Genomic DNA, 25207 nt, shown 5'->3' with positions numbered 1-25207 from the left:
ATAAGACTAGAATTATTAAAAAAGTAACATAATACATCCTGGAAAATTGTCTTCGGTTACACTAAAACCTATCCATAAAAAGTAAATTTATCAGGGATTGACTTTTATTTGAAAAATAGTATAAACAGGTAAAAAAAATACCTACTGTGAAAAGTAGGTATCTTCTGGTATTTGAAAAAACTTCTTTTAATTGGCTCAAGAATTAGGATAAATACCTAAAATCTGTTCCGGCTCTCAAGTTCAGTAAAAACTCATAATATAAATCAATACAAGCTTGAACATCGTCTTTGTGTACCATTTCAACAGTGGTATGCATATATTTCTGCGGTAAAGATATCAAAGCTGATGCAACACCTTCTGCCGAATAAGCAAATGAATCTGTGTCTGTGCCCGTTGAACGACTTACCGCAGCTCTTTGGAAAGGAATATTCTTTTCTTCGGCCAAGTCCATAATCATATTCAATAGATTATTCTGAACAGCCGGACCATAAGAAAGCGTCGGGCCTTTTCCACAAGCTATGTCGCCATCTTTTTTCTTGTCATACATCGGTGATTGCGTGTCGTGAGTTACATCTATAACTACCGCAACATCAGGCTTTAATCTTCTCGAAATCATTTCTGAGCCACGCAAACCTATTTCTTCCTGAACTGCATTTACTACATAAAGCGTATAAGGCAATTCTACCTTGTTTTCTTTTAGTTTTCTGGCCACCTCGGCTATTATATAACCACCAATTCTATTGTCCAAAGCTCTGCCTACGTAGAATTTCTCGTTCAATTCCATAAGCCCATCTTCAAATGTGGCCACTGTACCTACATGAATTCCCATGGATTCTACCTCAGCTTTAGTAGAAGCACCTACATCAATAAAAATATTTTTCAAGCTTGGCGTTTCTTCTTTGGCAGAATCACGCACATGTATTGCGGGCCAACCGAAAATCCCTTTCACAATGCCATTCTTGCGTGTATGCAAGTTTACACGCATGGAAGGAGCAATCTGATGGTCAGAGCCTCCATTGCGTCTGACATAAATATAGCCTGAGTCAGTTATGTAGTTTACAAACCACGAAATTTCATCCGAATGGGCTTCGATAACAACTTTGTATTCCTTGCCAGGATTAACTACTCCAACGGCTGTTCCATACACATCCACGATATTTTCATCGATATAAGGTTTTATATAATCCAACCAAATTTGCTGGCCCGTGGACTCAAAACCAGTAGGAGAGGCGTTGTTGAGGTATTCGTAAAGAAATTTTATATTATTTTTCATTTATAAGAATTTGTTCATAGCAAAAATAGTAAGCTTATTTTTGAAGAAAGAGAAAACCTTAAATATTTTGTTTAAAAATTGATTAAATACGCCTTTAAATTTTCAAAGTTTCAGGTTGCTTATTGACGCTAAAATTAAAGACATCATTTCTAGAGTAATGTCCTATTACATCAAAGTCTAATTTACTTTTTGCCAAAATTGAAAAGTCTAATTCTGCTGTTAGTATACCTTCTTGGTTCCAAAGCGGGCCTGCCAAAACTTCGCCCAGTGGTGACAAAATCACACTTCCGCCGGCACACATTATTTCGGGTTCATTGGCCAAATCTTCTTCAAATGCAGCAGGATAATCAGATTTTCTAACAATTTGATTGGCCGCCAAAACATAGCATCTCCCTTCTAAAGCAATATGCTGCATGGTAGATTGCCAAGATTCTCGACTGTCAGCAGTAGGAGCGAGATAAATCTCCACGCCTTTATTGTACATGGCCATTCTAGCCAATGGCATATAGTTTTCCCAACAAATTAGTCCACCGATTTTGCCGATTTCTGTATCTAAAGTTGTCAGCGTACTTCCATCACTTTCAGTCCAAATATACCTTTCTAAGCCAGTTGGCTTTAGTTTTCTATGTTTTCCAAGCAATTTTCCATCTTTCCCATAATACAAAAGAGAGCAATGTAATGAGCCTCCAAGTGATTCTTTTTCGGTTACCCCCAAAGCAACAAAAATATTGGCCTTTTTGATAGCTTCACTTATTTTTGAAAGATGTTTTGCCGATTTGCTTACAGCATCCAACTCAATACTATTGTTCCAGTATTTAAGCCATTGTTCACGGCTTTTTTCAGAACGCCTTCCAATTACCGCATCGAAGGTCAATCCACGAGGATAACATGGGATAAAGGACTCAGGAAATAGTAACAATTCACAGCCTTGGTTTGCTCCTTTTTCTATCCAAGAAATGACAATATCAACGGTTTTCTCAATATCAAATAGTGCAGGTGTTGCTTGCACTACGCCTACTTTTACTTTTCTGTTTTCCAAAATCTTTGTATTTTATAAATCAATAACCAAATCTAAAACATGCTTTTAAGAAAATTACCATCGAAATAGATAATTGATTCCGAAATTGATAAATTGCAGTCTAAGAAATCATCCATAGAGATAGATTTCTATATTATTCAACCTTAAAACTTAAAAAATGAAAAGTAATGTCGCATTTCTGTTATTCCTATTTATCGGAAAAGCATTTGGGCAAAATACGCCAGAAAATTATCCAACAGATCCCGCCTCAGTAGAAAAAACCGGTGTTCCCAAAGGAGAAATTATAAAATTTACTTTAGAAAATTCAAAAATATTCCCTGGAACAACCAGAGAAGTAAGTATTTACATACCAGCACAATACGATGGAAAAAAACCTGCATGTGTTTATATAAATCAGGATGGAATTCAATGGAAAGCCCCAATTGTATTTGATAATTTAATCCACCAAAAAGAAATTCCTGTTACCATAGGTGTTTTTGTTACTCCAGGCCAAGTGAGAGCACAAAATGCAGACGTGGCATTGAATAGATTTAATAGGAGTTACGAATATGATGGTTTGGGAGATAATTATGCACGTTTTCTTTTGGAAGAAGTTTTGCCAGAGGTTGAAAAACTAAAAAGTAGCAATGGCCGAGCAATTATCCTCTCAAAGGACGGTAATGATAGAGCTATTGGTGGCTCAAGTAGCGGTGCAGTTTGTGCTTTTACCGCAGCCTGGGAAAAACCACAGGAATTTTCAAGGGTTTTCAGTGCTATTGGCACTTATGTGGGCTTGAGAGGAGCAGATAGGTACGATATTTTGGTAAGAAAACATGAACCAAAACCACTGAGAATATTTCTCCAAGATGGCTCAAACGACCTCAATATATATGCAGGTGACTGGTGGAAAGCCAACGAAACCATGGAAAGGGCCTTAACATTTGCGGGTTACGATGTTAAACATATTTGGGGAGAAGGTGGTCATAATGGACAGCATGGAACTGCTGTTTTTGCTGATGCCATGAGGTGGCTTTGGAGAGATTATCCGAAGAAAATAGAGGCTGGGCCGTCTAAAAATCAATTTTTAAAAGATATTCTGATAGAAAATGAAAATTGGGAGCTGGTTGGCGAAAACTACGGTTTTACCGAAGGCACCGCCGTAAATGCGAAAGGAGAGGTGTATTTTCAAGATATTCCTAATTCAAAAACTTACAAAATAAACTCCGGAGGCCAACCAGAAATCTATATTGACGATGCAAAAAAAGCCAGTGGAACTACTTTTACAGCCGATGGTCAAATGTTGACAATCACAGGTGGGTGGTCGCAACCGCCCACTAAGCAAATTCACCAATACGGAGCAGATGGTAAATTCATAAAAGCCCTTACAGAAGATACACCTGGAAATGATATTTCGATAGCCAAAAATGGGAATATTTACATTACTCAACCTGACGGAAGAGAAAAACCTAGTAAACTTTTATTATTGAGGCCAAATGGTGAGAAAGTTATCTTAGACGAAGGACTTAAATTTGCAAATGGACTTTGTTTTTCTCCAGATCAAACGCTCCTTTATGTAACAGAATCGGCCTCGCACTGGGTTTGGGTATATTCTATTTTGCCAGATGGCACTTTGGCAAATAAACAAAAGTTTGGTTGGCTTCACGTGAGAGACACCGACGAAAATGCTTGGAGCGATGGTATAAAATGTGATAGAGATGGACGTATTTATGTAACAAGTTTGAGCGGAATACAAGTGATGGATCAATTGGGAAGGGTCAATGCGATTCTTCCTTTGCCGAAAACAAAAGGCCAAGTTTCAAACTTATGCTTTGGCGGACCGAATTTCGATATAATCTATGCCTCTGGGCATGATAAAGTGTATAAAAGAAAGGTAAAAGTAAAAGGTGCGAATAATTTCGATGTACCGAATAAACCAACAGCACCCAGATTATAAAAACTAAACCGCAAAGACACAAAGAAAACCCTTTGCAAAATAGCGTCTTTGCGGTTTTAAAAAACTATTTCACAGCCACAAATTTCAAACTGGCTGAATTCATACAATATCTCAAACCCGTTGGTTTTGGACCATCGTCAAATACGTGACCTAAATGTGCATCACATCTTTTGCATTTAACTTCGTCACGTACCATGCCAGCGGAAGCATCAGTACCTACTTCCACACTACAAGGGTCAATAGGCTTCCAAAAACTTGGCCAACCCGTACCGGATTCAAACTTTGTTTCTGAAGTGAATAAATCCAAACCACAACCGATGCACTTGTAAATGCCTTTAGCGTGGTTATCCCAGTAAATACCTGTAAATGATCTTTCTGTGCCAGATTGTCGTGTGACATTATACTGCAAAGGTGTCAGCTGGGCTTTCCATTCTTTTTCGGTTTTTTTTACTTTCGTTACGTTACAATTGTCTTTGACCTTCTGGGCACAGCTCATAGTAAAACTAAAAGCTGCTAAAAATGCAATTAATATTTTTTTCATGTTTTTTCTTTTTATTAAATACGAATGAACGGATCAATTGGTTTAAAAAAAATAAAAATAAGGCTTTTGGGAACAAGGATTGCCTATTTAGAGTTATTAAAAATAATGATTATTATTAAAGTTTAATAATTTATCTTTGTACCACAATTAAAGGGATATATTCATTTATGCTGAAAATCAGTAATTTACAGGCAAGAGTAGAAAGTAAAGAGATACTTAGAGGAATAAATTTGGAAATAAAACCAGGTGAAATTCATGCGATAATGGGTCCAAATGGCTCTGGAAAGAGTACTTTGGCATCTGTTTTGGCCGGGAGAGAAGACTATGAAGTCACTGGCGGAACAGTAGAGTTTAATGGCAAAGATTTGCTAGAGCTTGCTCCTGAAGAAAGGGCAGCGGAAGGCATATTCTTGGCATTTCAATATCCAGTAGAAATACCGGGTGTAACTACTATTAATTTCCTAAAAACAGCTATCAATCAAATCAGAAAATACCACGAAAAAGAGCCTCTAGATGCTGCTCAATTCTTGAAATTGATGAAAGAGAAGGCTAAAAGTGTAAAAATTGATGATCAACTTCTTAGAAGGTCATTAAACGAAGGTTTTTCTGGAGGTGAGAAAAAGAGAAACGAAATTTTCCAAATGGCTATGTTAGAGCCAAGTTTGGGGATTTTGGACGAAACCGATTCTGGTCTTGATATAGATGCTTTGAAAATTGTGGCCGATGGTGTAAATCAATTGAGGTCGTCAGATAGATCTTTCATTGTAGTTACGCACTATCAAAGGCTTTTAGATTATATAGTACCTGACTTTGTTCACGTATTATATAAAGGAAGAATAGTAAAATCAGGAACCAAGGAATTGGCACTTGAACTTGAAGAAAAAGGCTATGATTGGATTAAATCTGAAGCCGATGCATTAGAAGCATCAATGGTTTGATAATTAATTCATTAAAAGAAAAAAAAATGTCATTTCAGAATATTCAAGCCCAATTTGAGGCTGAATTTGAAAATATTCAAAAAAAACTAAACGGTCAAAGCGGCTCTGATTTCAATACAATCAGGAAAGAGTCTTTTGTAAAGTTTAAGCAACTTGGAATTCCAACGGTAAAACACGAAGACTGGAAGTATTCGAATCTTAAAAATTTAGATAAAATCCAATTTAGTTTTAACGCTAAGTCAAATTTCTCAAAATCAGATTTAGATGCTCTTCCTTTTTCAAGTTTAGAAGGAATCTCTATTTGTTTTGTAAATGGAGTTTTTAGTGAGCAACTTTCGCAACTTGGTAATACACCAAAAATCAAAGTTTTAACACTTGAAGCTGCGATTGAACAAATTCCTAATGTCATAGAAAAACACTACGGAAGTTATATTGAAACAGAAAAAGAAGGCCTTTCGGCATTAAACAATGCACTTTCAAATTCTGGAAGTGTTATTGTTATTGACGAAAATTATGTTTTAGAAAGTCCAATAATTATCCGTTATATTTCTGATGTAAAGACTGCAGATATTGCCGTTAACATTCATAATCTAATTGTGGTAGGAAAACATTCGGAGGCAAAAATTGTTGAAATTTTCCAAACTGAAGGAGAAAAAACAGCATTTTCGAATCTTGTTACGGAGATTTTTGTGGATAAGGATGCCATTGCTCATTATTACAAAATTCAAGACGAAAACGACCAAAGTTACCATGTAGGTACCACCCAGGTGAATCAAGAAGATAAAAGCTATTTCTATTCTGCTACAATTACCTTGAATGGTGGTTTTGTAAGAAATAACCTAAACTTGGTTCTCAATGGTCAATATATTGACAATCACATGTACGGCTTATACATACCTAATGGAAAGCAACATGTTGATAACCATACACTTGTAGATCACAAAATGCCAAATTGTGAAAGCAATGAGCTTTATAAAGGGGTTTTGATGGATAGTTCAAATGGTGTTTTTAATGGTAAAATTTTCGTTAGGGAAGATGCTCAAAAAACCAATGCTTATCAGAATTGTAGAAATGTAATTACGTCAGATACAGCATCTATGAACAGCAAGCCACAATTGGAAATTTGGGCAGATGATGTAAAATGTTCACACGGAACTACCACAGGAAAACTAAACGACGATGCTATCTTTTATATGCAATCTAGAGGTATTCCCAAGCCAGAAGCCATTAGATTACAGCTGGTTGCGTTTGCAGAGGATGTAGTTTCTCAAATTAAAATAGAGGAACTAAGAGAAATGTTGGATTCGATGATTGAAAACAAACTCAAATAAATTCTTTTCCAGAATTTATTTACAACAAAAAGAATTTTGAAACTCGATATCAATAAAATAAGACAAGATTTTCCGATTTTAGAGCAATCTATCAATGGTAAAAAATTGGTTTATTTCGATAATGCAGCCACCACGCAAAAGCCCGTCCAGGTTATAGATGCTCTCAATGACTATTACAGAGGGTATAATGCCAATATTCATAGAGGAATTCACCATTTGGCAGAAAAGGCAACCGCAGCATTTGAGGCAACTCGTAAAGCAGTCAAAACTTTTCTCCACGCCAATTCGACCGAGGAAATTATATTCACCTACGGAACAACAGATAGCATCAACTTGGTGGCAGGTACTTTCGGTAGAAAATTTATAAACGCCGGAGACGAAATCATCATTTCTACACTTGAGCACCATTCTAATATAGTTCCTTGGCAAATGCTTTGTGAAGAAAAAGAGTGCGTTTTGAAAGTAATTCCGATTAATAACGAAGGAGAAATCCTTATGGATGAATTCGAGAAGCTACTTTCTGCGAAAACCAAATTGGTATCGGTCGTTCATGTTTCTAATGCTTTAGGGACTATAAATCCCATTAAAACCATTATTGAAAAAGCACATGCTTTTGGAGCAAAGGTTTTGATTGACGGTGCCCAAGCGAGCAGTCATATGGACATTGATGTTCAAGATTTGGATGCCGATTTTTATGCACTTTCGGCACACAAATTATTCGGACCTACTGGTATGGGTGTACTTTACGGCAAAAAAGAACTTTTAGAAGCTATGCCTCCATACAGAGGTGGTGGTGAAATGATTAAGGAGGTAACTTTTGAAAAGACTACTTACGCAGATTTGCCCTATAAATTTGAAGCTGGAACACCAAATATTGCAGATGTTGTGGCCTTTAAATTTGCTTTGGATTACATTCAAAGCATAGGTAAAACTAATATTGCGGCTTACGAAAATGAACTTCTAGCTTATGCAACCGAAAAATTGGAGGCAATAGAAGGGCTTACAGTTATAGGAAAAGCCAAAGAAAAAGTAAGCGTAATATCGTTTGTTTTGGAAGGAATTCATCCACAAGATATAGGAATTATACTTGATCAACAAGGTATTGCTGTAAGAACTGGTCACCATTGTACCCAGCCTTTGATGCAAAGATTAGGAATTCCAGGAACTGCAAGAGCTTCATTTTCAGTATATAACACTTTTGAAGAGATAGATGCATTAATTGCGGGAATCTTGAAAGTAAAAAAACTTTTGTCATAAAATGAGCATCAACGAACTACAGGACGAGATTATAGAGGAATTTGAGCTTTTCGAGGATGATTGGGAAGGAAAATATGAGTACATCATTGATTTAGGGAAAAAGCTTTCTCCGCTTGTTGAAGAATTTAAAACCGAAGATAATATCATAAAAGGTTGTCAGTCAGTAGTTTGGCTAAATGCCAAGTATGAAAAGGGACATGTTTTTTTCGAAGGGGATAGCCAGGCAATAATTGTTAAAGGCTTAGTAAGTATGCTCTTAAAAGTGCTTACAAATCATACACCTTCTGAAATATTAAATGCAGATTTGTATTTCATCGAAAAAATAGGACTTACAAGTCATTTGGCACAAACGCGATCAAATGGATTGGCGTCTATGGTGAAGCAAATGAAAACCTATGCTTTGGCTTATCAAAGTTTAGAAAAATAAAGAACTTTATTAAAATTCGTTGTGTTTTTTAGAAGTATTTAAAACCTAATTGAAATGGATACGCAAGAAGAAGAATTGAAAGCCAAGGTGATTGAAGCCATAAAGCAGGTGTATGATCCTGAAATTCCTGTGGATGTTTTTGAGCTTGGTCTTATTTATGATATCAAAATTTTCCCGGTTAATAATGTATTTGTTTTAATGACACTTACTTCTCCGTCTTGCCCATCAGCAGAGGCAATTCCGTCGGAGATAGAGCAAAAGATAAGGGAAGTTGAAGGCGTAAATGATGTAAGCATCGAATTGACTTTTGATCCACCTTATGGTACAGAAATGATGAGTGATGTTGCAAAATTAGAATTAGGTTTTTTATAAAAAAGCTTTTTTGAGTACACCCCTCCAAAAATGCTGTTGATTTTTAAAACTCCCCCGAAGGGGTCGGGGAATAAAATTAAGAAACAATGTATCCTCCCCATTTAGTAGAACCCATGAAAGCTGACCTTACTTCGGTAGGTTTTCAGCAGTTGCAAACAGCCGATGAGGTTGACCAATTTATGGCCAATCAAAAAGGCACTGCACTTGTAGTTATAAATTCAGTATGTGGCTGTGCAGCAGGCACTTGTCGTCCAGGAGCAAAGCTTTCTCTTGAAATGTCAGAAGCCAAACCTGATCAATTGGTGACAGTTTTTGCTGGTGTAGACACAGAAGCTACGCAACGTATGCGTGAATACATCCCATTGCCTCCATCATCGCCATCAATTGCTTTGTTTAAAGACGGTGAGTTGGTACATTTTGTAGAGAGACACCACATTGAAGGACGTTCTGCACAAATGATAGGTGGCCATTTGGCAGCTGTTTATGAGGAAGTTTGTGTAGCTGAATAATTAGTCGAAAAATAAATCAGATGCGATTCGGTCAGAAAAAATTCTTCCTTTAGAGGTGATTTTGATAGAATTACCGGATTGAACAACAAGATTTTGATTTTTTAATATATTTAAAGTATTCCAAAAAGTTTGAGGAATTTCTCCGACTATTTGGGATATTTTTTTTGTGTCAATTCCCCAGATTGTTCGAAGACCGCATAATAAGTAATCATTTATTTTGTCTGAAATACTTAAATTTTCTATTGAAAATGGAATATTTCCTAAATCAATAGATGCAATGTATTTTGAATTATTGGAAATATTTGCTTGACGAGAAGCCAAATTATAAGAGTGGGCAGACGGGCCAATCCCTAAATATTCTTCATTTTTCCAATAAGCTGAATTGTGAAGGGCATAGTTGCCGCTTTTAGCAAAGTTGGAAACCTCGTATTGTTCAAATCCATGGCCAGTTAAATTATTAACGAGAATGTCATATTGTTCTGCTGCATAATCTTCACCGATTGGTTCTAATTTTTTTTGTTTTACCCATTTTCCAAAAACTGTAGATTCCTCGATAGTCAAGTTGTAGGCTGAAATATGGTTTAGATTATACTTTTCAATGATTTCTAAATCATTTTTTAGAATGTTATTTTGCTTTTCAATATCAAATTTCTTCGCATTTTTGGCATAAATCAAATCAATAGTGATGTTTTCTAAATTGTTATTGAGGAGTAAATCCAAGGCTAATTTGCTCTGATGAGAATCATGGGCACGGTTCATGAACTTCAATAAATCATTATCGAAAGTCTGAATTCCCAAACTTACTCTATCAATACCAAAGGATTTCCAATCACTGATTTTCTCTAAATTGATATCATCAGGATTAGTTTCAATAGTAGTTTCTTCTAGAGAAGATACATCATAAAATTTTGAAATGGCAAAGAATATTTTCTCAAAATCGCCACCTGTTAGTAGGGAAGGTGTACCCCCGCCAAAATAAATGGTCTGAAGCTTCTTTTTTTTAAGATATTCTTTCTGAAGTTCAATTTCGGTACAAATGGCATCAACCATCTTGTCTTTCAACGAAAGATTGGTGCTGAAATGAAAGTCACAATAATAGCAAGCCTGTTTACAAAAAGGAATATGAATGTAGAGGTGCATTATTTGGTGGCCACAAAGAAATAATCAATGCATTTCTCAGGCTCATCGCTCAAATAATGATCATCCCAGTTAATCTCAGCTGCTAAGCCCTCAGATTGTTGCAAAAGCTTATTTCTGTTGAATCTGTTGAGTATTTCATAAGGAATTCTAAGAATCCAAGCTGGCAAATTGTGTTGAAGATTAAAGATATCCCAACGCATAATTTTATTTACAGATGCCTTATTTTGAGCATAATATTCCCAAACTTTATCATTTCCGCCAACACCTTTAGCATCAAGAGTTTTGAAATATTTCAACATCAAACTCTTCAATTCTTCTGTTTTATATTCTCTAATATGCCATGGATTTCGGCTTAGTGAATACTCTTTGTTTACAGTTGTTAATAATATTTTACCTCCTGACTTCAAAACTCTATGTGCCTCTTGCAAAAACTTATGGTCATCTTGAATGTGTTCAATAACCTGAAAAGTAACTATGAAATCGAAGGTATTGTCCTCAAATTCAGTCAGAAAAGGAAGATTTGCAGTGTTAAAATAGTGCTTTGGATGTTTTTCTTGAAGAGCTTTTATGAGTGGTTCGTTTTTGTCCAAACCAGTAAAATGTTCACAATTGCTTATTAATTTTTCAACACCACGGCCCCATCCACAACCTAATTCAAGCACTTTTCCACTTATTATCTTGGCAGCCAGTTCGTAGGGAAAATAAAGCCTTTGATGCACTGGATTGTCAGATAAAATCTCTGCACTGGTTATTTCTGTTGTAGCGTAAGTCATTCTATTTTAATTACAATTTGAACTATATATGGTAGAAACATCTTTTACCCAATCTTCATTGTTTTGGGCTGAAGTCACATTCGTGACACAAATTTGGGAAAGATTATTGTTATTTTCTGTATTGAGTATAGATAAATTCGGATTATTTTTCAAATTCAATGTATTCAAATTGTTATTTGAAACATTTAAAGTTTTTAACGCGGTATTATTGGTTAAACTAATACTTGAAATTGAATTTTTAGAAATATCTAAATAGATCAAATTAGTCAAATTACCAACACCAATTCCTGTTAATTTACAAGATTGACAAGCTAAATTTTGTAACAAAGACGTGGCTGAAAGGCCAAGGCCAGTAATAGGATTGTAACTCATGTCCAAAACGGTAAGTCTTTGGTTTGCTGAAAGATTAATTTGATTAATAAGGTTATGACTTAGCCCTAAGGTATTTAGGATGGTATTTCTACTAATATCTATGCTTGATAGATTGTTATATTCTGCTACTAATACCTCCAATTGTGTATTCTGGGTGATGTTGAGTTGAGAAAGGTTATTTTTGAAAATATATAAGTACTTAAGATTAATATTTGGTGAAAGATTGACGTTGGAAAGTTGGTTGCCACCCAAATTGAGCTCAGAAATTTTGAGATTTTGACCTAAATTTATTTGACTTATCTGGTTGTTGGATAAATCTGCAACTTCTAAATTCACGAAGTGCTGTAGGCCTTCAAGATTAGAAATATTTCTATTATTTGCCTTCAGGTTTTTTACTAATAAAGCATCTACCTTGATCATTTTTCCATTTGTAAGTCCTTCAGTATCAAGTCCTCCAGCAATCAAAGCTTGTTCAAAACCAGCATCTGGTATAGCTATATATTCTTTTCCGGTTGTAAATGAAAAATCAGAAGATTCTGTATCGCCCGCAAGTGTTTTTCCTACTAATGTTCCATTATAAATAGTGTTGAAATTTAGATTGTTTATGGTGTAGGTTATTGTATTTAAATTGCTTGCTATCAAGGTATTTTCCAAATAAAGATCATATCTGACTGGCCCTATCCTCGAATCTTCGACTAATGGCCAATCCAATCGCACAGAGGTACTATTGTCAAGCACAGTTGCAGTAATTATGAATGGAGGTAAATCAGGCGGTCTTTGGCACGAGATACCAAAAATGAAAACAATTATTAAAGCACGGGTAAAATAGGTCATACACGTTATATGTATTGATTTACACAAAAATAGTTTTCAAACAAGATAATAAAAAACCTTTGCACAGAAAATAAAGCAAAGTACATTTGAAGAAAATTTGATTTCATTGCAAAAAGACAAAAATACTGCTTTTATAAAATCTAAAGCTTTGGAGCTGGGATTTGATTTTTGTGGTATTTCTAAAGCTGATTTTTTGGAAGATGAAGCGAGACTTTTAGAAATTTGGCTCAATAAAAATTACAATGGAAAAATGGCCTATATGGCCAATTATTTCGACAAAAGACTTGATCCTCGTTTACTAGTAGAAGGAGCCAAATCCGTTATTACTTTCATTCTTAATTATTATCCAGAAGAAGAACTTACTGAAACAGAATACAAAATTTCAAAATATGCCTATGGGACTGATTATCATTTTGTTATAAAAGATAAACTTTCCAGTCTACTATCAGAAATGCAAAGCGAAATAGGTGATATAAACGCAAGAGTTTTTGTGGATTCTGCCCCAGTTATGGACAAAGTTTGGGCTAAAAAAGGGGGTCTTGGTTGGATAGGTAAACACAGTAATTTGATTAATCGAAAAATTGGGAGTTTTTTCTTTATAGGAGAGATTATTTGTGACTTAGACTTAAACTATGACGGCCCAATAAAAGATTATTGTGGTACATGCACGGCATGCATAGACGCTTGCCCTACTGATGCAATAAGTGAGCCCTATGTGGTTGATGGTAGCAAATGCATCAGCTATTTGACTATTGAGTTAAAAGAAAATATACCAACGGAATTTAAGGATAGAATGGAAAACTGGGCATTTGGATGTGATATTTGCCAAGATGTCTGTCCATGGAATTCATTCGCCAAACCACACAATACAGTCGAGTTTCTGCCGAATGAAGACTTAAAAAAACTTAAAAATTGGGAAGAAATAACGCAAGAAGTTTTCTCAAAAACCTTTAAAAACTCGGCCATAAAGCGTACTAAATATGAAGGTTTGATGAGAAATATTGATTTCCTAAAAAAGAATTCTTAAAGACAATTATCTGCGAATTTCTTGCTCCAACTGTCATTTAGCTTTGACCCAATTTTGAAATTTTCACAAGCTTCTTTACTCTTACCCATTGCCAAAAGTGTTTTTCCAATATAATAATAGATGTAATCGACTTCAGGATTGGATGCCTCAACTTTAGAGAAAAATTCCATGGCTTTAACAAAATCTTTATCCATAAATGCTTGAATTCCTTGGTTTCTAAGGACATATGGATTTTTATCATCAATTTTAAGGGCTTTCTCCAGTTTTTCTTTTCCAAGAAAATACCTATCACTTTCAAAATAGAAAAGAGCCAAATTGTTGGAATAAATAATATTATTAACTTCTTTGTTTTCAGCAAGCAAAAGGTTTTTAATAGCCGAATCAAAATTCCGGTCTTTTCCGTCTAGAATCGCCAAGTTATTGAAAACTACTGGGTTTTCGTTGTTCAAAGCTTGTGCTTTTGCTAAGTAGGTTCGGGCTTCAGTAGAATGATTAGTTACTGTTTTCAAATACGAAATATTAGCCAAAGCCTCAATATTTTTGGGATTTAAAGCCAATGATTTGATTAGCATCTGCTCCCCTTCGGGAAAATGATTCTGTCTTACGAAGTTTTGTCCATAAGAATTATAAAACTCACTTGATTTTTCTAATTTCTTTTCAATTGATTTGAACAAATTCTCAGCCTCGGTGGTTTTTCCCATTTCACTGTACAATCTGCCTAAGTTAAGTTTTGCGTCCACAAATGAATCGTCTAATGAAACGGCTTTTTCGAAATCATTCAAAGCTTCATCAGTTCTTCCAACTTTCAAATAAACGACACCTCGGTTGTTGTATGCATCAGCAAAGTCAGGATTCTTTTTTATGGCCTCTGAAAAAAAATGTTCGGCTTTTTCAAGTTCATTTTTTTTAAAATGAAAATTTCCACGTTTAAAAAATTCAGCAGATTCTTTGTTACCTTTGCACGCCCAAAAAAGAGGAGCCAACAAAACAATAATTAATAACTTTTTCATGAGGTTTGTAAAAAATATAGAAAATGATTTCTGCAAAGCAGAGCTTTATCAATTCAACAATAAATATATTATTAAGTTTGAAGCTGGAATGCTAGAGCAAATTTACAAAGTTTCTGAGTTAGACGTATCAGGTGAAGAGGATATTGAAGAAATGATGGGCGATAGTTTCCTTAAAAAGGTGGTTGAGCGTTTCAAAGACATGGAAAATGACTTTGATGCCATCATCGATTCGGTGGATTAATCCATCTATTTTGCCAATCAAGCAATTATTTTAGAGCTTTTGGCGTATTTTATTTATTTTTGTAAAAATTAATTTGAAATTATTTCATGGCAGAACAAGAAAATAAGAAACCCAAAAAACAAAAATCGGCAATGCGAGAGTGGTGGGACTCAGTGCTTTTTGCAGTGGTAGCCGCTACACTTATTAGAGGATTGTTTCTAGAAGCTTACACAATTCCAACTGGCTCAATGGAAAAAAGTTTGTTGATAAACGACTTTCTTTTTGTTTCAAAAGTACATTATGGAGCAAGAACTCCAAAAACTATACTTCAAATTCCACTTACTCATCAGAAAATTTGGTTCACTGAAATACCTTCTTATTCAGATGCAATTCAAATACCAAACTTCCGTCTTCCAGGTTTTACTTCCGTAAAAAATGGTGATGTGGTAGTATTTAATTATCCTGGTTGCCCTGAAAGACCTGATCCTTATGGTGGTTATGACAAATATCCAGTGGATTTAAGAACCAATTATATCAAAAGATGTATCGGCATTGGCGGAGATGTAGTTGATATCAGAAATTCGGAGGTTTATGTAAATAATAAGAAATTTGATAACGCGGCCAATACCCAAAAGTATTACAGCATAGAGACGAATACCAATGTAAATGAGAAATTGTTTGAGAAATTAGGTATCGAAAATAAAGGTGAGCGTTCTGAAAATGGGAAAATCTATTATTCTATCAATTCCACTGAGTCGGCTTTGGCTGAATTAAAAAAGTATGATTTTGTGACGAATATTTTTCCTGATATAATCGCAAAAGGAGATACTTCTGATCAAAATTATAATGCATTTCCGCACCAAACTACTTTGTTTTCAAACAACAGAGACAATTTTGAGCCATTTACTGTACCTAAAAAAGGTATGAAAATTCAGTTGACTGAGAAAAACATCGCCATGTACAAATCGGTTATAACAGTTTTTGATTTGAACAAAAACGCTGAATATAAAAATGGGAAGATATTTATAGATGGAAAACAAGTGAATGAATACACCTTCAATCAGGATTATTACTTCATGATGGGGGATAACCGTTACGAGTCTGATGATTCAAGATTCTGGGGATTTGTACCTGCCGATCATATAGTTGGTAAAGCTGTATTTATTTGGATGTCTATCGATGCAAACGGAAGTTTGCTGAACAAAATCAGGTGGAGCAGATTGTTTAGCTTGATTAAGTAAGATTAGAAGTTACTGTATTTAGAAGGCTACTTTTTAATAGAAGTAGCCTTATTTTTTGCCTTTATACAATTCATATTTTAATAATCGAGCATCCAAACCACCATTAAGTAAATCTATTTTCTGCTCACCTCTGAGGCCAACTTTCTTTATCGCTTCCTTGTCTGAACTTATCATCCAAGCCTCAAAACCGGCATATTTTTGTTTAAGTGTGTCTCCAATTCTACTATAAAAGTCAAAAACATCATCCATTTTCATTCTTTCGCCGTAAGGTGGATTAAGGAAAACTATGCCGTTTTCAGTTGTAGGTTCAGTTTCAAAAAAGTCCGCTTTTTTTAAGTTAATATATTCGTCCATTCCTGCTAATTCTGCATTTTCAGCAATGATTTCTAAGTTTTTTGGCAAAATATCTCTTGCAAAAATCTTTAGATCGGGCTCAATTATCTGAGATTTCAATTCGGCTTTTACTTTGTTAAAAAGTGCGGAATCAAAATCTCGCCAATTTTGCAAACAAAAGGACCGATTAAGATTTGGGGGTGTTTTAGTTCCAATAAGTGCGGCCTCAATGCTAAAAGTACCTGAGCCCGCCATGGGGTCATAAAAAGGTAACGCAGCGTTCCATCCACTGATGAGAATTATTCCAGCGGCCAGTATCTCGTTAATTGGAGCTTCGTTTGATTTAATTCTGTAACCACGTCTGTCCAAACTTACTCCTGTAGAATCTAAGGATATAACTACTTCGCTACCAGTTACATGTATATTTATTACGATGTCTGGGTTATCTTTACCCACGTCGGGTCTTTTGCCTTTTTTTTCTCTAAATCGATCTGCTATGGCGTCTTTGACCTTCAACGCCACATAATGGGAGTTACTAAAATGATTACCACTTATGGTGGCGTCAATAGAAAAAGTCTGGTTTAAATGAAGTACTTTTTCCCAAGGAAAGGATTTTGCTTTATTGTAGAGTTCGGTTTCGTTTTCGGCGGTAAAATCATCAATAGGTACCAGAAACCTAATGGCAGTTCTAGACAGCATATTGGCTTTGTAAAGCAATTCGTCATCACCCACAAAACGAATTGCTCGTCTTAATTTCTCGATATTTTCTGCACCAAAGCTTCTCAGTTCATCTATTAGGAGGTTTTCGAACCCCATCAAAGTAGTGGCTACTATTTCGTATTTTTGCATGGTACAAATCTAAAACATTATAATCTAAAATTTGAATATACTCCTGAAATAGAAAGGAATTACCAGGTTATCTCTTTTAAACCTTTACTTTTTAAAAACGCATTGGTTTTAGAAAAATGATGCTGATCAAACCAACCGCCTTGATTGGCCGAAAGCGGCGATGGGTGTTTTGATTTCAAAACTAAATGTTTAGAGGTGTCAATAAATTTCCCTTTATTTTGAGCAAAAGCTCCCCAAAGCAAGAAAACCAAGTTCTCTTTCTCCTGATTAAGTTTTGAAATTACGGCATCTGTAAATGTTTCCCAGCCTTGTTTTTGATGCGAACCTGCCTGATTGTCTCTGACGGTCAATGTAGCATTTAATAGTAACACCCCTTGCTCAGCCCATCTTTCGAGATTTCCTGATTTTGGAATTTCTGTCCCCAAATCTTTTTTTATTTCTTTAAAAATGTTAATCAATGAAGGCGGAAAAGGCACGCCATCACTTACTGAAAAACATAGACCATTTGCTTGATTCGGTCCATGATATGGATCTTGACCAATAATAACCACTTTTATATTTTCAAAAGAACATTTATCGAAAGCATGGAAAATCAGTTTTCCAGGAGGATAACAAACAGTAGAAGTGTATTCCTTTTTTACGAAATTTATGAGATTCTGAAAATAAATCTTTTCAAATTCATCACGGAGTTGAACTTTCCACGATTCCTCTAGTTTTATATTCATATAGGAGATTTTTATCTATTTAATATTGATAGATTTCAAAATTATTCTTTTATTTACAAAGAAAATTATAAAAGTTTCGTTTAGAAACTAAAAAAACAATTGATATGGAAATAGCTGTCACGAAAGGCATAAAAGTGAGTGTAGTTGCAGAGTTCCAACCGTTCTATTCAGACCCAGAAAGGTATCATTTCGCTTTCTCTTACAGAATCCGAATTGAAAACCATTCTGATGCCACAATGAAATTGCTCAAAAGGCATTGGTACATCTGGGATTCTATTGGTCAATCAAGTGAAGTCATTGGAGATGGGGTGGTTGGATATCAGCCAGTTATTGAGCCAGGAAGTTATCATGAGTATGTTTCGGGATGCAATTTCAAATCTGGAATTGGCAAAATGTATGGTTTTTACACCATGGAACGCGTTCTTGATGGCAAAACATTTTTAATTGTTATACCCGAATTTATAATGACGGTACCCTATTTATTGAATTAACGAATGTATCTCGACTTCTTAAGGTACTTTTTTAGGGCAAATAACGCTCATACAATTCATTCTCCTTTCGTATTTGAATTTTACAATAAAATTTTTAAAGCGAAGTCTGTATTTCCAGATTTTAGTATTATTGAGACTGAACGAAAAAAATTGATTGCCAATAATAGCACAATTAATAGGCAAGATTTTGGAGCTGGAACAAAAAAAAATACGCCTGAAAAAATATCTTCATTGGCTATGACTTCACTTAAACCGAAAAAGTGGAGCCAACTTTTGTTTAGAATTATTAAATATTACAATTATAAAACAATAATTGATTTAGGTACCTCATTTGGCGTTACGACTGCATATTTGGCCAAATCAAACACGGATGTCCAAGTTTACACATTTGAAGGATGTCCAGAAACTTTAAAAATCGCACAATCTACATTTCAAAACCTCGATATTCAAAATGTTCATTGTGTTCTAGGCAATATTGACCTAACTCTTGAGGACAATTTGAAAAAGATAATCCAAATCGATTTAGCTTTTTTTGATGCTAATCACAAAGAAGAACCTACTATGCGGTATTTTGAAAAGTGTTTAAAATTTAAAGCCGAAAATTCATGTTTTGTTTTTGATGATATTTATTGGTCAGAGGAAATGAAAAATGCTTGGGAAAGGGTGAAAAGTCATGATGAGGTCTCTATTAGTATAGATCTATTTTTTGTAGGGCTTGTGTTTTTCAGAAAAGGAATTATAAAACAACACTTTATTTTAAAATAAATGTATTGTATTATCTACACATTCTTTCATTATATATGCAGATATTGATACTTTTCAGAATATAATATGCAGTTTTGGCTCAAATTCAGTAGATTTGAGATCTTTAAACATTTTGATGAAATATAGGATTAAATTATTATTGGCAGCGGTTGGATTGGTGGTATTTGCATGTGTAGAGCCCTATGATTTAAACTTTGGAAGTCAAAAGGAAATATTGTTCATAGAGGCAGACATTAATGATTACGATTCTCTCCAATATGTAATTATAAAAAAGAATATTCCAGAGCCTAATAATATAGTTTACCGAGATATACAAAATGCCAAGGTGCAGTTGATAGAAGGTAAAACTACTTTTTATGAATGCAATTATGTATCTGAGGGCAAATATCAATTACCTAAGGGCTTCAAAACAAAAACAAACACGCCATATCAATTGAGAATAGTTATGGAGGGTTCCACTTATGAGTCTAGTGTTGAGACTACTTCACCAACTTCACCAATCGAAAAAATTTATTCTCAGTTTGTTGAAAAAGGAATTGACTATTTAGATAGAAAAGTTGATGGGCATAGGATATTCATAGATACGAAAGATTCTGAAACCAAAGGTCAATATTATTTGTGGCAGTATAGACTTTACGAAAAGCAGAGTTATTGTGCCAGCTGCAACGGCGGTAGATATTTTACCACACCTGCTCCACTCGGCAGATGCGTTGATGACGCAAACCTAGCAAGAAGGGGAGTTACCTATGATTATTTGTGCGTTTCGAACTGTTGGGATATTATATATAATGAGGAGATAAACGTAATGACCGACAACTATGCAAATGGACAAACTATAAAAGGACGTTTGGTGGCCAATATCCCATTTTTTCAATATCGAAATGCACTTATAGATATCCAGCAGTATTCCATTTCAAAATCTGCATTTGAATACTTCAATATTATGGTCAACCAAACGCAAAGAAACGGTAGTTTGGCCGACACTCCCCCTGCTGGTTTGATAGGGAATGTTAAAAATACCAGTAATAAATCAGAAGCAGTAGGTGGAATATTTATGGTGAGCAGTAAAACCTCCAAAACTTTTGTAATACAGAGGAATGAAAGTTTTACTAGCGTGAGTGCAGTTGGATTATTTAAAGGAAGGCAGGTAACTCCTGAGCCTATGGGCAATGATACTTCAAGGCCGCCTTTTGCTCCATGCATAGAGGGTGAAAATCGAACTAAAATTAAGCCAATAGGCTGGATAGACTAATTATTACAGAATTGAAATATATAAAATCCAAAATAGTATTTCTTGTGTCGCTAGCAGTTTTTATTGCCTGCGTAGAGCCGTATAACTTAGAGGTTGTAACGACTGAGACTATATTAATCATAGATGGAACCATTGACGACGCCACGAATGACCAGTTTATTACGGTGAAGAAATTTATCCCATCTTCAACAGGCAACATACGATATGCCAATGAAACTGGAGCTAAAGTGAGTATAATAAAAGACGGTAAAGACCAAATAGATTGCATATATAGAGAAAATGGGTACTATTATTTGCCATTGGGATTTAAAGCATTAGTAGGCAGCAAGTATAAACTAAAAATCATTTTAAAAGATGGTAAAGTGTATGAATCAACAGAAGAGTTGATGCGTGCAACGCCTGAAATAACGGGTTATACCGTAAAATTTGACCCTAAAGGCATAAAATTAGGTGAAAACAGTATAGGTGCACACTTAATTTACATAGACACTAAAGACCCTGTGGAACCTGGTGATAATTTTATGTGGAATTGGAAATTATATGAAAAACAAACCATTTGCAAAACGTGTTCTGGAGGAATATTTTTGAGTTCACCAGCACCGCTAGGCAAGTGTAGCCCAGTCACTGCTTTGGCTGAGGCTGGCGTTGAATACGATTATCTTTGCCAAGGAAATTGTTGGGAAATATATTATTCGCAAGATCTGAATGTTATGAGTGATGCTTTTTCTCAGGGAAAAGAAATAAAAAATAGACTGGTTGCCAGTGTGCCTTTTTATCAAGAAAATGGTTTTTTAATAGAAATAAAACAACAGACCGTTTCACCTTCAGCATTTCAATATTTAAAAATACTTGCCAATCAGTCTCAAAATAGCGGAACTTTGGTAGATGCACCTCCAGCGGCACTTATTGGTAATGTCAAAAACATCAACGATAACAAAGAAACAGTTGGTGGTTATTTTATGGTTGGCAACTCAAAAATAAAAAGAATTTGGATAGATAGATTAGATGCCAAAGGTACTCAACAATATTATATGTTAGGGAGAAAAGAAAATTATGAACCGGCATCAGCTGATGGCTCTCGGCCGCCTTTTGCACCATGTGTTATAACCAATACAAGAACCCCATTAAAACCTGAAGGCTGGCCTTTATAAAAATTTTATGAAAAAAATATTTACGTTTTTGTTTGTCATTTTAGTCTTTTTTGCAAAAAATGAAGCGGCTAGCCAAGGTTTTTTTACAATTTCTGGGCAGGTTTCTGATTCGTTAACAAATGAACCTCTTTCTGGTGCAAATGTCAATCTCAATTATGGAGATAACAATGCCATAACCGACAAAAAAGGAAATTTTAGCCTTGTGGCTACAAAAAAAGAAAATGTTATTACCGTTAAGTTTGTTGGTTATAAACCATGGAGAATTACCCTAACAAACAACAAAGACATTACGCTTGATATCAAACTTCTCCTTGTCTCAAATGATTTAGAAGAAGTGATTGTTAGCAGTAAAAATCAAGAAACAAATATCAAGAGACCAATTTTGGGTGTTAATTCTCTTAGCATAAAAACTTTAAATAAAATACCGTCGGCTTTGGGTGAAATTGACATATTACGTGGATTGCAAATGTTACCTGGAGTTACTAGTGTGGGTGAAGCCGCAAACGGTGTGAATATCAGGGGAGGAGCAACAGATCAAAATCTTATTTTGCTTGATGATGCACCCATTTTTAATCCCACCCACATGTTCGGTTTATTTTCGGCATTTCCTTCCGAGGCGGTTTCAAGTTTTGATTTGTACAAAGGAAACGTCCCCACGAGATTTGGCGGTAGAGCGGCTGCAGTTTTGGATGTAACTTTGGCCAATCCAAGTCTTGACAAATTCAAAATGTCTGGTGGAATTAGCTTGGTATCGAATAGGGTTAAATTAGACATGCCTATCATTAAAGATAAATTGGGAATTTCAATTTCAGGACGTGGTGCTTTTAATGATTTTTTACTTCCGTTGGCTTCAAAAAAATTAGACAACATCAAGGCTAAGTTTGGTGATGGTTCTTCAAAAATATTCTTTAGACCCAACAACAAAAATACATTTACACTGAGTACGTATTACAGTACTGACTTTTTTCAAACCGAAATATTGGGCTCAATAAATGAAATAAATTCAACCAACACCCAATATCAATACAGAACTATCAACAATACGTTGAATTGGTTTTATGCCATCACTAACAATCTTAATTTTCAGACAAAATTCATCTCCTCAAATTATGCCCCAACCACCATTTTGCCTGAATTAAATTCTACCAATAAGGTAAAAATCAAATCGGGGATTGACTATAAGCAAGTAAAAACTAACCTCAATTATTTCAAAGGAAAACATAAACTAGAGGTTGGATTGGATGGAATCAAATACAATATCAACCCAGGTGAATTGGATCCCGGTAGCAACCCAAACATCAGAAGAGTTATAACTCAGCAAGAAAACGCTTACGAATTAGGTGCTTATATTGAGGATGAGATAGAATTTAGCAAGAAATTTGTAATGACTGCTGGGGTAAGATATTCTCAGTTTTTTAATATGGGTCCTGGCTCTTACCGGACATACCAAGAAGGTTTTCCGAGAGAAGAAATTGCCCTTTTGGATACCGTTTTTATTAATAATGGTGTGGTTCAGCAGGCTTACGGTGGTTTTGAACCAAGGGTAGGTATGCGATATCAATTAGATAAAAGAAAATCCTTGAAGTTTGGCTATAATTTGATGCGGCAATACTTACAGGTGATTACCAATACCACCACTCCGCTGCCAACGTCAAGATGGAAAACTTCGGATTTATACATCAAACCTCAAATCAGCAGTCTTTATACTTTGGGATATTTCCAAGAATTAACTGACAATATTTATGAATATTCCATTGAAGCCTATTGGCGACAAACCAACAACATTGTTGACTATAAGCCTGGTGCAGATTTCCTTTTACAAGAATATCCGGAAAGTCAGTTGCTTCAAGGAAAAAACAAATCTTATGGTTTGGAATTTATGATTTCAAAGAAAAAAGGGGAATTAACCGGCTGGTTAAATTATACCTATTCTAGAAGCTTTAATAAAGTAGATGAAGGATTCGGTCCATCACTTCAGATTAATCAAGGAAACTGGTATACTGCTAACTATGATAGACCTCATTCAGCAAATGCCACGATGGTTATAAATCAAGGCAAGCACCACGATTTCTCATTTAATTTTACTTACAGCACCGGCCGACCATTCACGATGCCACAAGGTTTTATTTTATATCAAGACAGAACTTACCCGTTCTATTCTTTGAGAAACAATGCAAGAATTCCGGATTATCACAGATTGGATTTTTCTTGGAATATCTACAATCCAAGTATGGACGAAACCAAACGATGGAAAGGAAATTGGACATTTACTGTGTATAATCTTTACGGAAGAAAGAACGCTTACTCTGTTTTCTTAAAAAATCAAGGAACGGCCATAAAAGCGAATAAGTTAACAGTATTTGGAGCTCCAATTATTTCATTATCTTATAATTTTAAATTTCAATAAGCAATAAATTAAAGAGAAAAAGCCCTTTCAATATTATTAGAAAGGGCTTTTTGCATTTATGATTAATTGTATTTTTTAAATTTCTGGCAAATGAATTTCTGCAATCATACACCTGGCTGAGCCACCGCCATAAGTTTCTATTATGCCCAAATCAGGATGAATAATCTCAGCATAATCTTCCAAAATTTCAATCTGATATTTGGTTAATGACTTAAATGCTCGGTCTGACATCACAAGGAACTTCTTTTCGGCTTTGTTTTTCAGAAGAAGCATATTTCCCGCAAATTCATTCATTTGACCGAGACTTATTTCAATAACTTCTTTGCCCAAACTTTCCAGTTTTTGTTTTATTAAGAGCCGTTCATCTAAATCAGAAATGGATTCGAGGCAAATAACACAAAAAGTATCACCCATACACATAACCACATTAGTATGATATATGGGATGCTGGTTTTGGTCAAAAGCATTGAAAGTTACCAAATCATAATTCATTTGTTTTTTCCATGCAGCCAAAACATCAGGGTTTGTTCTTGACGAAATACAGGCAAAAGCTATGCGATGCATTCTATCCAAAACTAAGCTGCCTGTTCCTTCTAAAAACTTATTTTCTTCCTCAAAATGCGTGAAATCCAAGACCACATTCAAGTCATATTTCTGCTTTATTTTATCAAGAATATCTCTTCTTCTTTCCTCTCTGCGGTTTGGAGCTTCCATTGGATAAAGTACAACCTTACCCGAGTGGTGCATCGATATCCAATTGTTCGGGAAAATACTGTCTGGCGTAAATGGTTCGGGAGTATCCTCAATTACCATTACGTTAATTCCCCTTAGTTCCAGCTGATACACAAATTGATCGAACGCCACTTGTGCCGAAAAATTAATGTTTTCGTCAGTTCCTTTGTTTTGAAACTTGTTAGATTCGGCCGTTTGCTCATTGAAATTAAAATTAACCGGCCTTATCATTAACACATTGGAGGTGATTTGTTCTTGCATGATT

At 35.1% G+C, this 25207-nt stretch carries 25 protein-coding genes; 15 read left to right on the top strand and 10 right to left on the bottom strand.

Features of this window, described 5'->3' with window-relative positions; all coding sequences use genetic code 11:
• Positions 1-202: 202 nt before the first annotated feature.
• The gene (locus EGI24_RS04085; protein ID WP_255047056.1) at positions 203-1273 is read right to left on the bottom strand and encodes a M42 family metallopeptidase; all 1071 of its coding nucleotides are present in this window, start codon (positions 1271-1273) and stop codon (positions 203-205) included.
• Between the two features lie 94 nt (positions 1274-1367).
• Positions 1368-2312, bottom strand: coding sequence for a carbon-nitrogen hydrolase family protein (locus EGI24_RS04080; protein WP_255047055.1), 945 nt, complete (start codon positions 2310-2312; stop codon positions 1368-1370).
• 157 nt (positions 2313-2469) lie between these two features.
• Here EGI24_RS04080 and EGI24_RS04075 point away from each other — a divergent pair, with 157 nt between their 5' ends.
• Positions 2470-4245, top strand: coding sequence for an SMP-30/gluconolactonase/LRE family protein (locus tag EGI24_RS04075; protein WP_255047054.1), 1776 nt, complete (start codon positions 2470-2472; stop codon positions 4243-4245).
• A gap of 64 nt (positions 4246-4309) precedes the next feature.
• Here the strand turns inward: EGI24_RS04075 and msrB are convergent, their stop codons facing one another.
• Positions 4310-4786 carry a peptide-methionine (R)-S-oxide reductase MsrB gene (gene msrB / locus EGI24_RS04070; RefSeq protein WP_255047053.1) on the bottom strand — a complete coding sequence of 159 codons (477 nt, stop codon included), beginning with the start codon at positions 4784-4786 and terminating at the stop codon, positions 4310-4312.
• 167 nt (positions 4787-4953) lie between these two features.
• Here msrB and sufC point away from each other — a divergent pair, with 167 nt between their 5' ends.
• From sufC to EGI24_RS04040, 6 genes are all read left to right on the top strand, one after another.
• Positions 4954-5724: a Fe-S cluster assembly ATPase SufC gene (gene sufC / locus EGI24_RS04065; protein ID WP_255047051.1), complete on the top strand. Its 771-nt coding sequence runs from the start codon at positions 4954-4956 to the stop codon at positions 5722-5724.
• A gap of 26 nt (positions 5725-5750) precedes the next feature.
• Positions 5751-7055 (top strand): Fe-S cluster assembly protein SufD, encoded by a 1305-nt coding sequence (sufD, locus tag EGI24_RS04060; protein ID WP_255047049.1) that lies wholly within the window; start codon positions 5751-5753, stop codon positions 7053-7055.
• 36 nt (positions 7056-7091) lie between these two features.
• On the top strand, positions 7092-8312 hold the full coding sequence (locus EGI24_RS04055) for a cysteine desulfurase (protein ID WP_255047048.1): 1221 nt from the start codon (positions 7092-7094) through the stop codon (positions 8310-8312).
• Position 8313: 1 nt separating this feature from the next.
• Positions 8314-8739 carry a SufE family protein gene (locus EGI24_RS04050; protein WP_255047047.1) on the top strand — a complete coding sequence of 142 codons (426 nt, stop codon included), beginning with the start codon at positions 8314-8316 and terminating at the stop codon, positions 8737-8739.
• Positions 8740-8793: 54 nt separating this feature from the next.
• The gene (locus EGI24_RS04045) at positions 8794-9111 is read left to right on the top strand and encodes an iron-sulfur cluster assembly protein (RefSeq protein ID WP_255047046.1); all 318 of its coding nucleotides are present in this window, start codon (positions 8794-8796) and stop codon (positions 9109-9111) included.
• Positions 9112-9197: 86 nt separating this feature from the next.
• Positions 9198-9620: a BrxA/BrxB family bacilliredoxin gene (locus EGI24_RS04040; RefSeq protein WP_255047045.1), complete on the top strand. Its 423-nt coding sequence runs from the start codon at positions 9198-9200 to the stop codon at positions 9618-9620.
• Here EGI24_RS04040 and hemW read toward each other — a convergent pair whose 3' ends face one another.
• From hemW to EGI24_RS04025, 3 genes are read right to left on the bottom strand one after another with little or no spacing between them, the layout of a single operon-like run.
• The gene (gene hemW / locus EGI24_RS04035; RefSeq protein ID WP_255047044.1) at positions 9621-10760 is read right to left on the bottom strand and encodes a radical SAM family heme chaperone HemW; all 1140 of its coding nucleotides are present in this window, start codon (positions 10758-10760) and stop codon (positions 9621-9623) included.
• Positions 10760-11533 (bottom strand): class I SAM-dependent methyltransferase, encoded by a 774-nt coding sequence (locus EGI24_RS04030; RefSeq protein WP_255047042.1) that lies wholly within the window; start codon positions 11531-11533, stop codon positions 10760-10762. Before EGI24_RS04030 ends, hemW begins: the two co-directional genes overlap by 1 nt.
• 6 nt (positions 11534-11539) lie before the next feature.
• On the bottom strand, positions 11540-12739 hold the full coding sequence (locus EGI24_RS04025) for a leucine-rich repeat domain-containing protein (protein WP_255047040.1): 1200 nt from the start codon (positions 12737-12739) through the stop codon (positions 11540-11542).
• A gap of 106 nt (positions 12740-12845) precedes the next feature.
• Here EGI24_RS04025 and queG point away from each other — a divergent pair, with 106 nt between their 5' ends.
• Positions 12846-13766 carry a tRNA epoxyqueuosine(34) reductase QueG gene (queG, locus tag EGI24_RS04020; protein ID WP_255047039.1) on the top strand — a complete coding sequence of 307 codons (921 nt, stop codon included), beginning with the start codon at positions 12846-12848 and terminating at the stop codon, positions 13764-13766.
• On the opposite strand, the gene EGI24_RS04015 is transcribed toward queG, so the two are convergent.
• The gene (locus EGI24_RS04015; RefSeq protein ID WP_255047038.1) at positions 13763-14776 is read right to left on the bottom strand and encodes a tetratricopeptide repeat protein; all 1014 of its coding nucleotides are present in this window, start codon (positions 14774-14776) and stop codon (positions 13763-13765) included. The two genes, queG and EGI24_RS04015, sit on opposite strands and share 4 nt — an antisense overlap.
• Here EGI24_RS04015 and EGI24_RS04010 point away from each other — a divergent pair.
• Complete coding sequence (locus EGI24_RS04010) at positions 14775-15017, top strand: hypothetical protein (protein WP_255047036.1); 243 nt, start codon at positions 14775-14777, stop codon at positions 15015-15017. The genes EGI24_RS04015 and EGI24_RS04010 overlap by 2 nt on opposite strands.
• An 86-nt stretch (positions 15018-15103) precedes the next feature.
• On the top strand, positions 15104-16237 hold the full coding sequence (gene lepB, locus EGI24_RS04005) for a signal peptidase I (protein WP_255047035.1): 1134 nt from the start codon (positions 15104-15106) through the stop codon (positions 16235-16237).
• 48 nt (positions 16238-16285) lie between these two features.
• On the opposite strand, the gene EGI24_RS04000 is transcribed toward lepB, so the two are convergent.
• Both EGI24_RS04000 and ung read right to left on the bottom strand, forming a co-directional pair.
• Positions 16286-17419 (bottom strand): class I SAM-dependent RNA methyltransferase, encoded by a 1134-nt coding sequence (locus EGI24_RS04000; protein WP_255047033.1) that lies wholly within the window; start codon positions 17417-17419, stop codon positions 16286-16288.
• A 59-nt stretch (positions 17420-17478) separates the two neighbouring features.
• Entirely contained in the window at positions 17479-18144 is a 666-nt protein-coding gene (gene ung, locus EGI24_RS03995; protein ID WP_255047032.1) for a uracil-DNA glycosylase, read from the bottom strand.
• A gap of 104 nt (positions 18145-18248) precedes the next feature.
• On the opposite strand from ung, the gene apaG reads away from it, so the two are divergent.
• From apaG to EGI24_RS03970, 5 genes are all read left to right on the top strand, one after another.
• Positions 18249-18635, top strand: coding sequence for a Co2+/Mg2+ efflux protein ApaG (gene apaG / locus EGI24_RS03990; RefSeq protein ID WP_255047030.1), 387 nt, complete (start codon positions 18249-18251; stop codon positions 18633-18635).
• Positions 18636-18785: 150 nt separating this feature from the next.
• Complete coding sequence (locus tag EGI24_RS03985; protein ID WP_255047029.1) at positions 18786-19400, top strand: O-methyltransferase; 615 nt, start codon at positions 18786-18788, stop codon at positions 19398-19400.
• Positions 19401-19515: 115 nt separating this feature from the next.
• On the top strand, positions 19516-20652 hold the full coding sequence (locus EGI24_RS03980) for a DUF4249 domain-containing protein (RefSeq protein ID WP_255047026.1): 1137 nt from the start codon (positions 19516-19518) through the stop codon (positions 20650-20652).
• A 44-nt stretch (positions 20653-20696) separates the two neighbouring features.
• Positions 20697-21803: a DUF4249 domain-containing protein gene (locus EGI24_RS03975; protein ID WP_255047025.1), complete on the top strand. Its 1107-nt coding sequence runs from the start codon at positions 20697-20699 to the stop codon at positions 21801-21803.
• Between the two features lie 7 nt (positions 21804-21810).
• On the top strand, positions 21811-24210 hold the full coding sequence (locus EGI24_RS03970; RefSeq protein WP_255047024.1) for a TonB-dependent receptor: 2400 nt from the start codon (positions 21811-21813) through the stop codon (positions 24208-24210).
• Between the two features lie 75 nt (positions 24211-24285).
• On the opposite strand, the gene ctlX is transcribed toward EGI24_RS03970, so the two are convergent.
• Positions 24286-25203, bottom strand: a complete 918-nt coding sequence (ctlX, locus tag EGI24_RS03965) for a citrulline utilization hydrolase CtlX (protein ID WP_255047023.1) — start codon at positions 25201-25203, stop codon at positions 24286-24288.
• Between the last annotated feature and the right edge of the window lie 4 nt (positions 25204-25207).

The organism is Lacihabitans sp. CS3-21, from assembly GCF_024343675.1.
In the GTDB taxonomy this organism is placed as follows: Bacteria; Bacteroidota; Bacteroidia; order Cytophagales; family Spirosomataceae; genus Leadbetterella.
This window is presented reverse-complemented; position numbering and strand designations above follow the sequence as displayed.

Excerpts from the sequence above, each read along its gene's own strand:
- EGI24_RS04050 (WP_255047047.1), top strand. The coding sequence starts at position 8,314 with ATGAGCATCAACGAACTACAGGACGAGATTATAGAGGAATTTGAGCTT.
- EGI24_RS04025 (WP_255047040.1), bottom strand. The coding sequence starts at position 12,739 with ATGACCTATTTTACCCGTGCTTTAATAATTGTTTTCATTTTTGGTATC.
- hemW (WP_255047044.1), bottom strand. The coding sequence starts at position 10,760 with ATGCACCTCTACATTCATATTCCTTTTTGTAAACAGGCTTGCTATTAT.
- sufD (WP_255047049.1), top strand. The coding sequence starts at position 5,751 with ATGTCATTTCAGAATATTCAAGCCCAATTTGAGGCTGAATTTGAAAAT.
- EGI24_RS04075 (WP_255047054.1), top strand. The coding sequence starts at position 2,470 with ATGAAAAGTAATGTCGCATTTCTGTTATTCCTATTTATCGGAAAAGCA.
- sufC (WP_255047051.1), top strand. The coding sequence starts at position 4,954 with ATGCTGAAAATCAGTAATTTACAGGCAAGAGTAGAAAGTAAAGAGATA.
- ctlX (WP_255047023.1), bottom strand. The coding sequence starts at position 25,203 with ATGCAAGAACAAATCACCTCCAATGTGTTAATGATAAGGCCGGTTAAT.
- EGI24_RS04085 (WP_255047056.1), bottom strand. The coding sequence starts at position 1,273 with ATGAAAAATAATATAAAATTTCTTTACGAATACCTCAACAACGCCTCT.
- EGI24_RS03970 (WP_255047024.1), top strand. The coding sequence starts at position 21,811 with ATGAAAAAAATATTTACGTTTTTGTTTGTCATTTTAGTCTTTTTTGCA.
- EGI24_RS04040 (WP_255047045.1), top strand. The coding sequence starts at position 9,198 with ATGTATCCTCCCCATTTAGTAGAACCCATGAAAGCTGACCTTACTTCG.
- EGI24_RS04015 (WP_255047038.1), bottom strand. The coding sequence starts at position 14,776 with ATGAAAAAGTTATTAATTATTGTTTTGTTGGCTCCTCTTTTTTGGGCG.
- msrB (WP_255047053.1), bottom strand. The coding sequence starts at position 4,786 with ATGAAAAAAATATTAATTGCATTTTTAGCAGCTTTTAGTTTTACTATG.
- apaG (WP_255047030.1), top strand. The coding sequence starts at position 18,249 with ATGGAAATAGCTGTCACGAAAGGCATAAAAGTGAGTGTAGTTGCAGAG.
- EGI24_RS04045 (WP_255047046.1), top strand. The coding sequence starts at position 8,794 with ATGGATACGCAAGAAGAAGAATTGAAAGCCAAGGTGATTGAAGCCATA.
- EGI24_RS03980 (WP_255047026.1), top strand. The coding sequence starts at position 19,516 with ATGAAATATAGGATTAAATTATTATTGGCAGCGGTTGGATTGGTGGTA.
- EGI24_RS04010 (WP_255047036.1), top strand. The coding sequence starts at position 14,775 with ATGAGGTTTGTAAAAAATATAGAAAATGATTTCTGCAAAGCAGAGCTT.
- lepB (WP_255047035.1), top strand. The coding sequence starts at position 15,104 with ATGGCAGAACAAGAAAATAAGAAACCCAAAAAACAAAAATCGGCAATG.
- EGI24_RS04030 (WP_255047042.1), bottom strand. The coding sequence starts at position 11,533 with ATGACTTACGCTACAACAGAAATAACCAGTGCAGAGATTTTATCTGAC.
- EGI24_RS04000 (WP_255047033.1), bottom strand. The coding sequence starts at position 17,419 with ATGCAAAAATACGAAATAGTAGCCACTACTTTGATGGGGTTCGAAAAC.
- ung (WP_255047032.1), bottom strand. The coding sequence starts at position 18,144 with ATGAATATAAAACTAGAGGAATCGTGGAAAGTTCAACTCCGTGATGAA.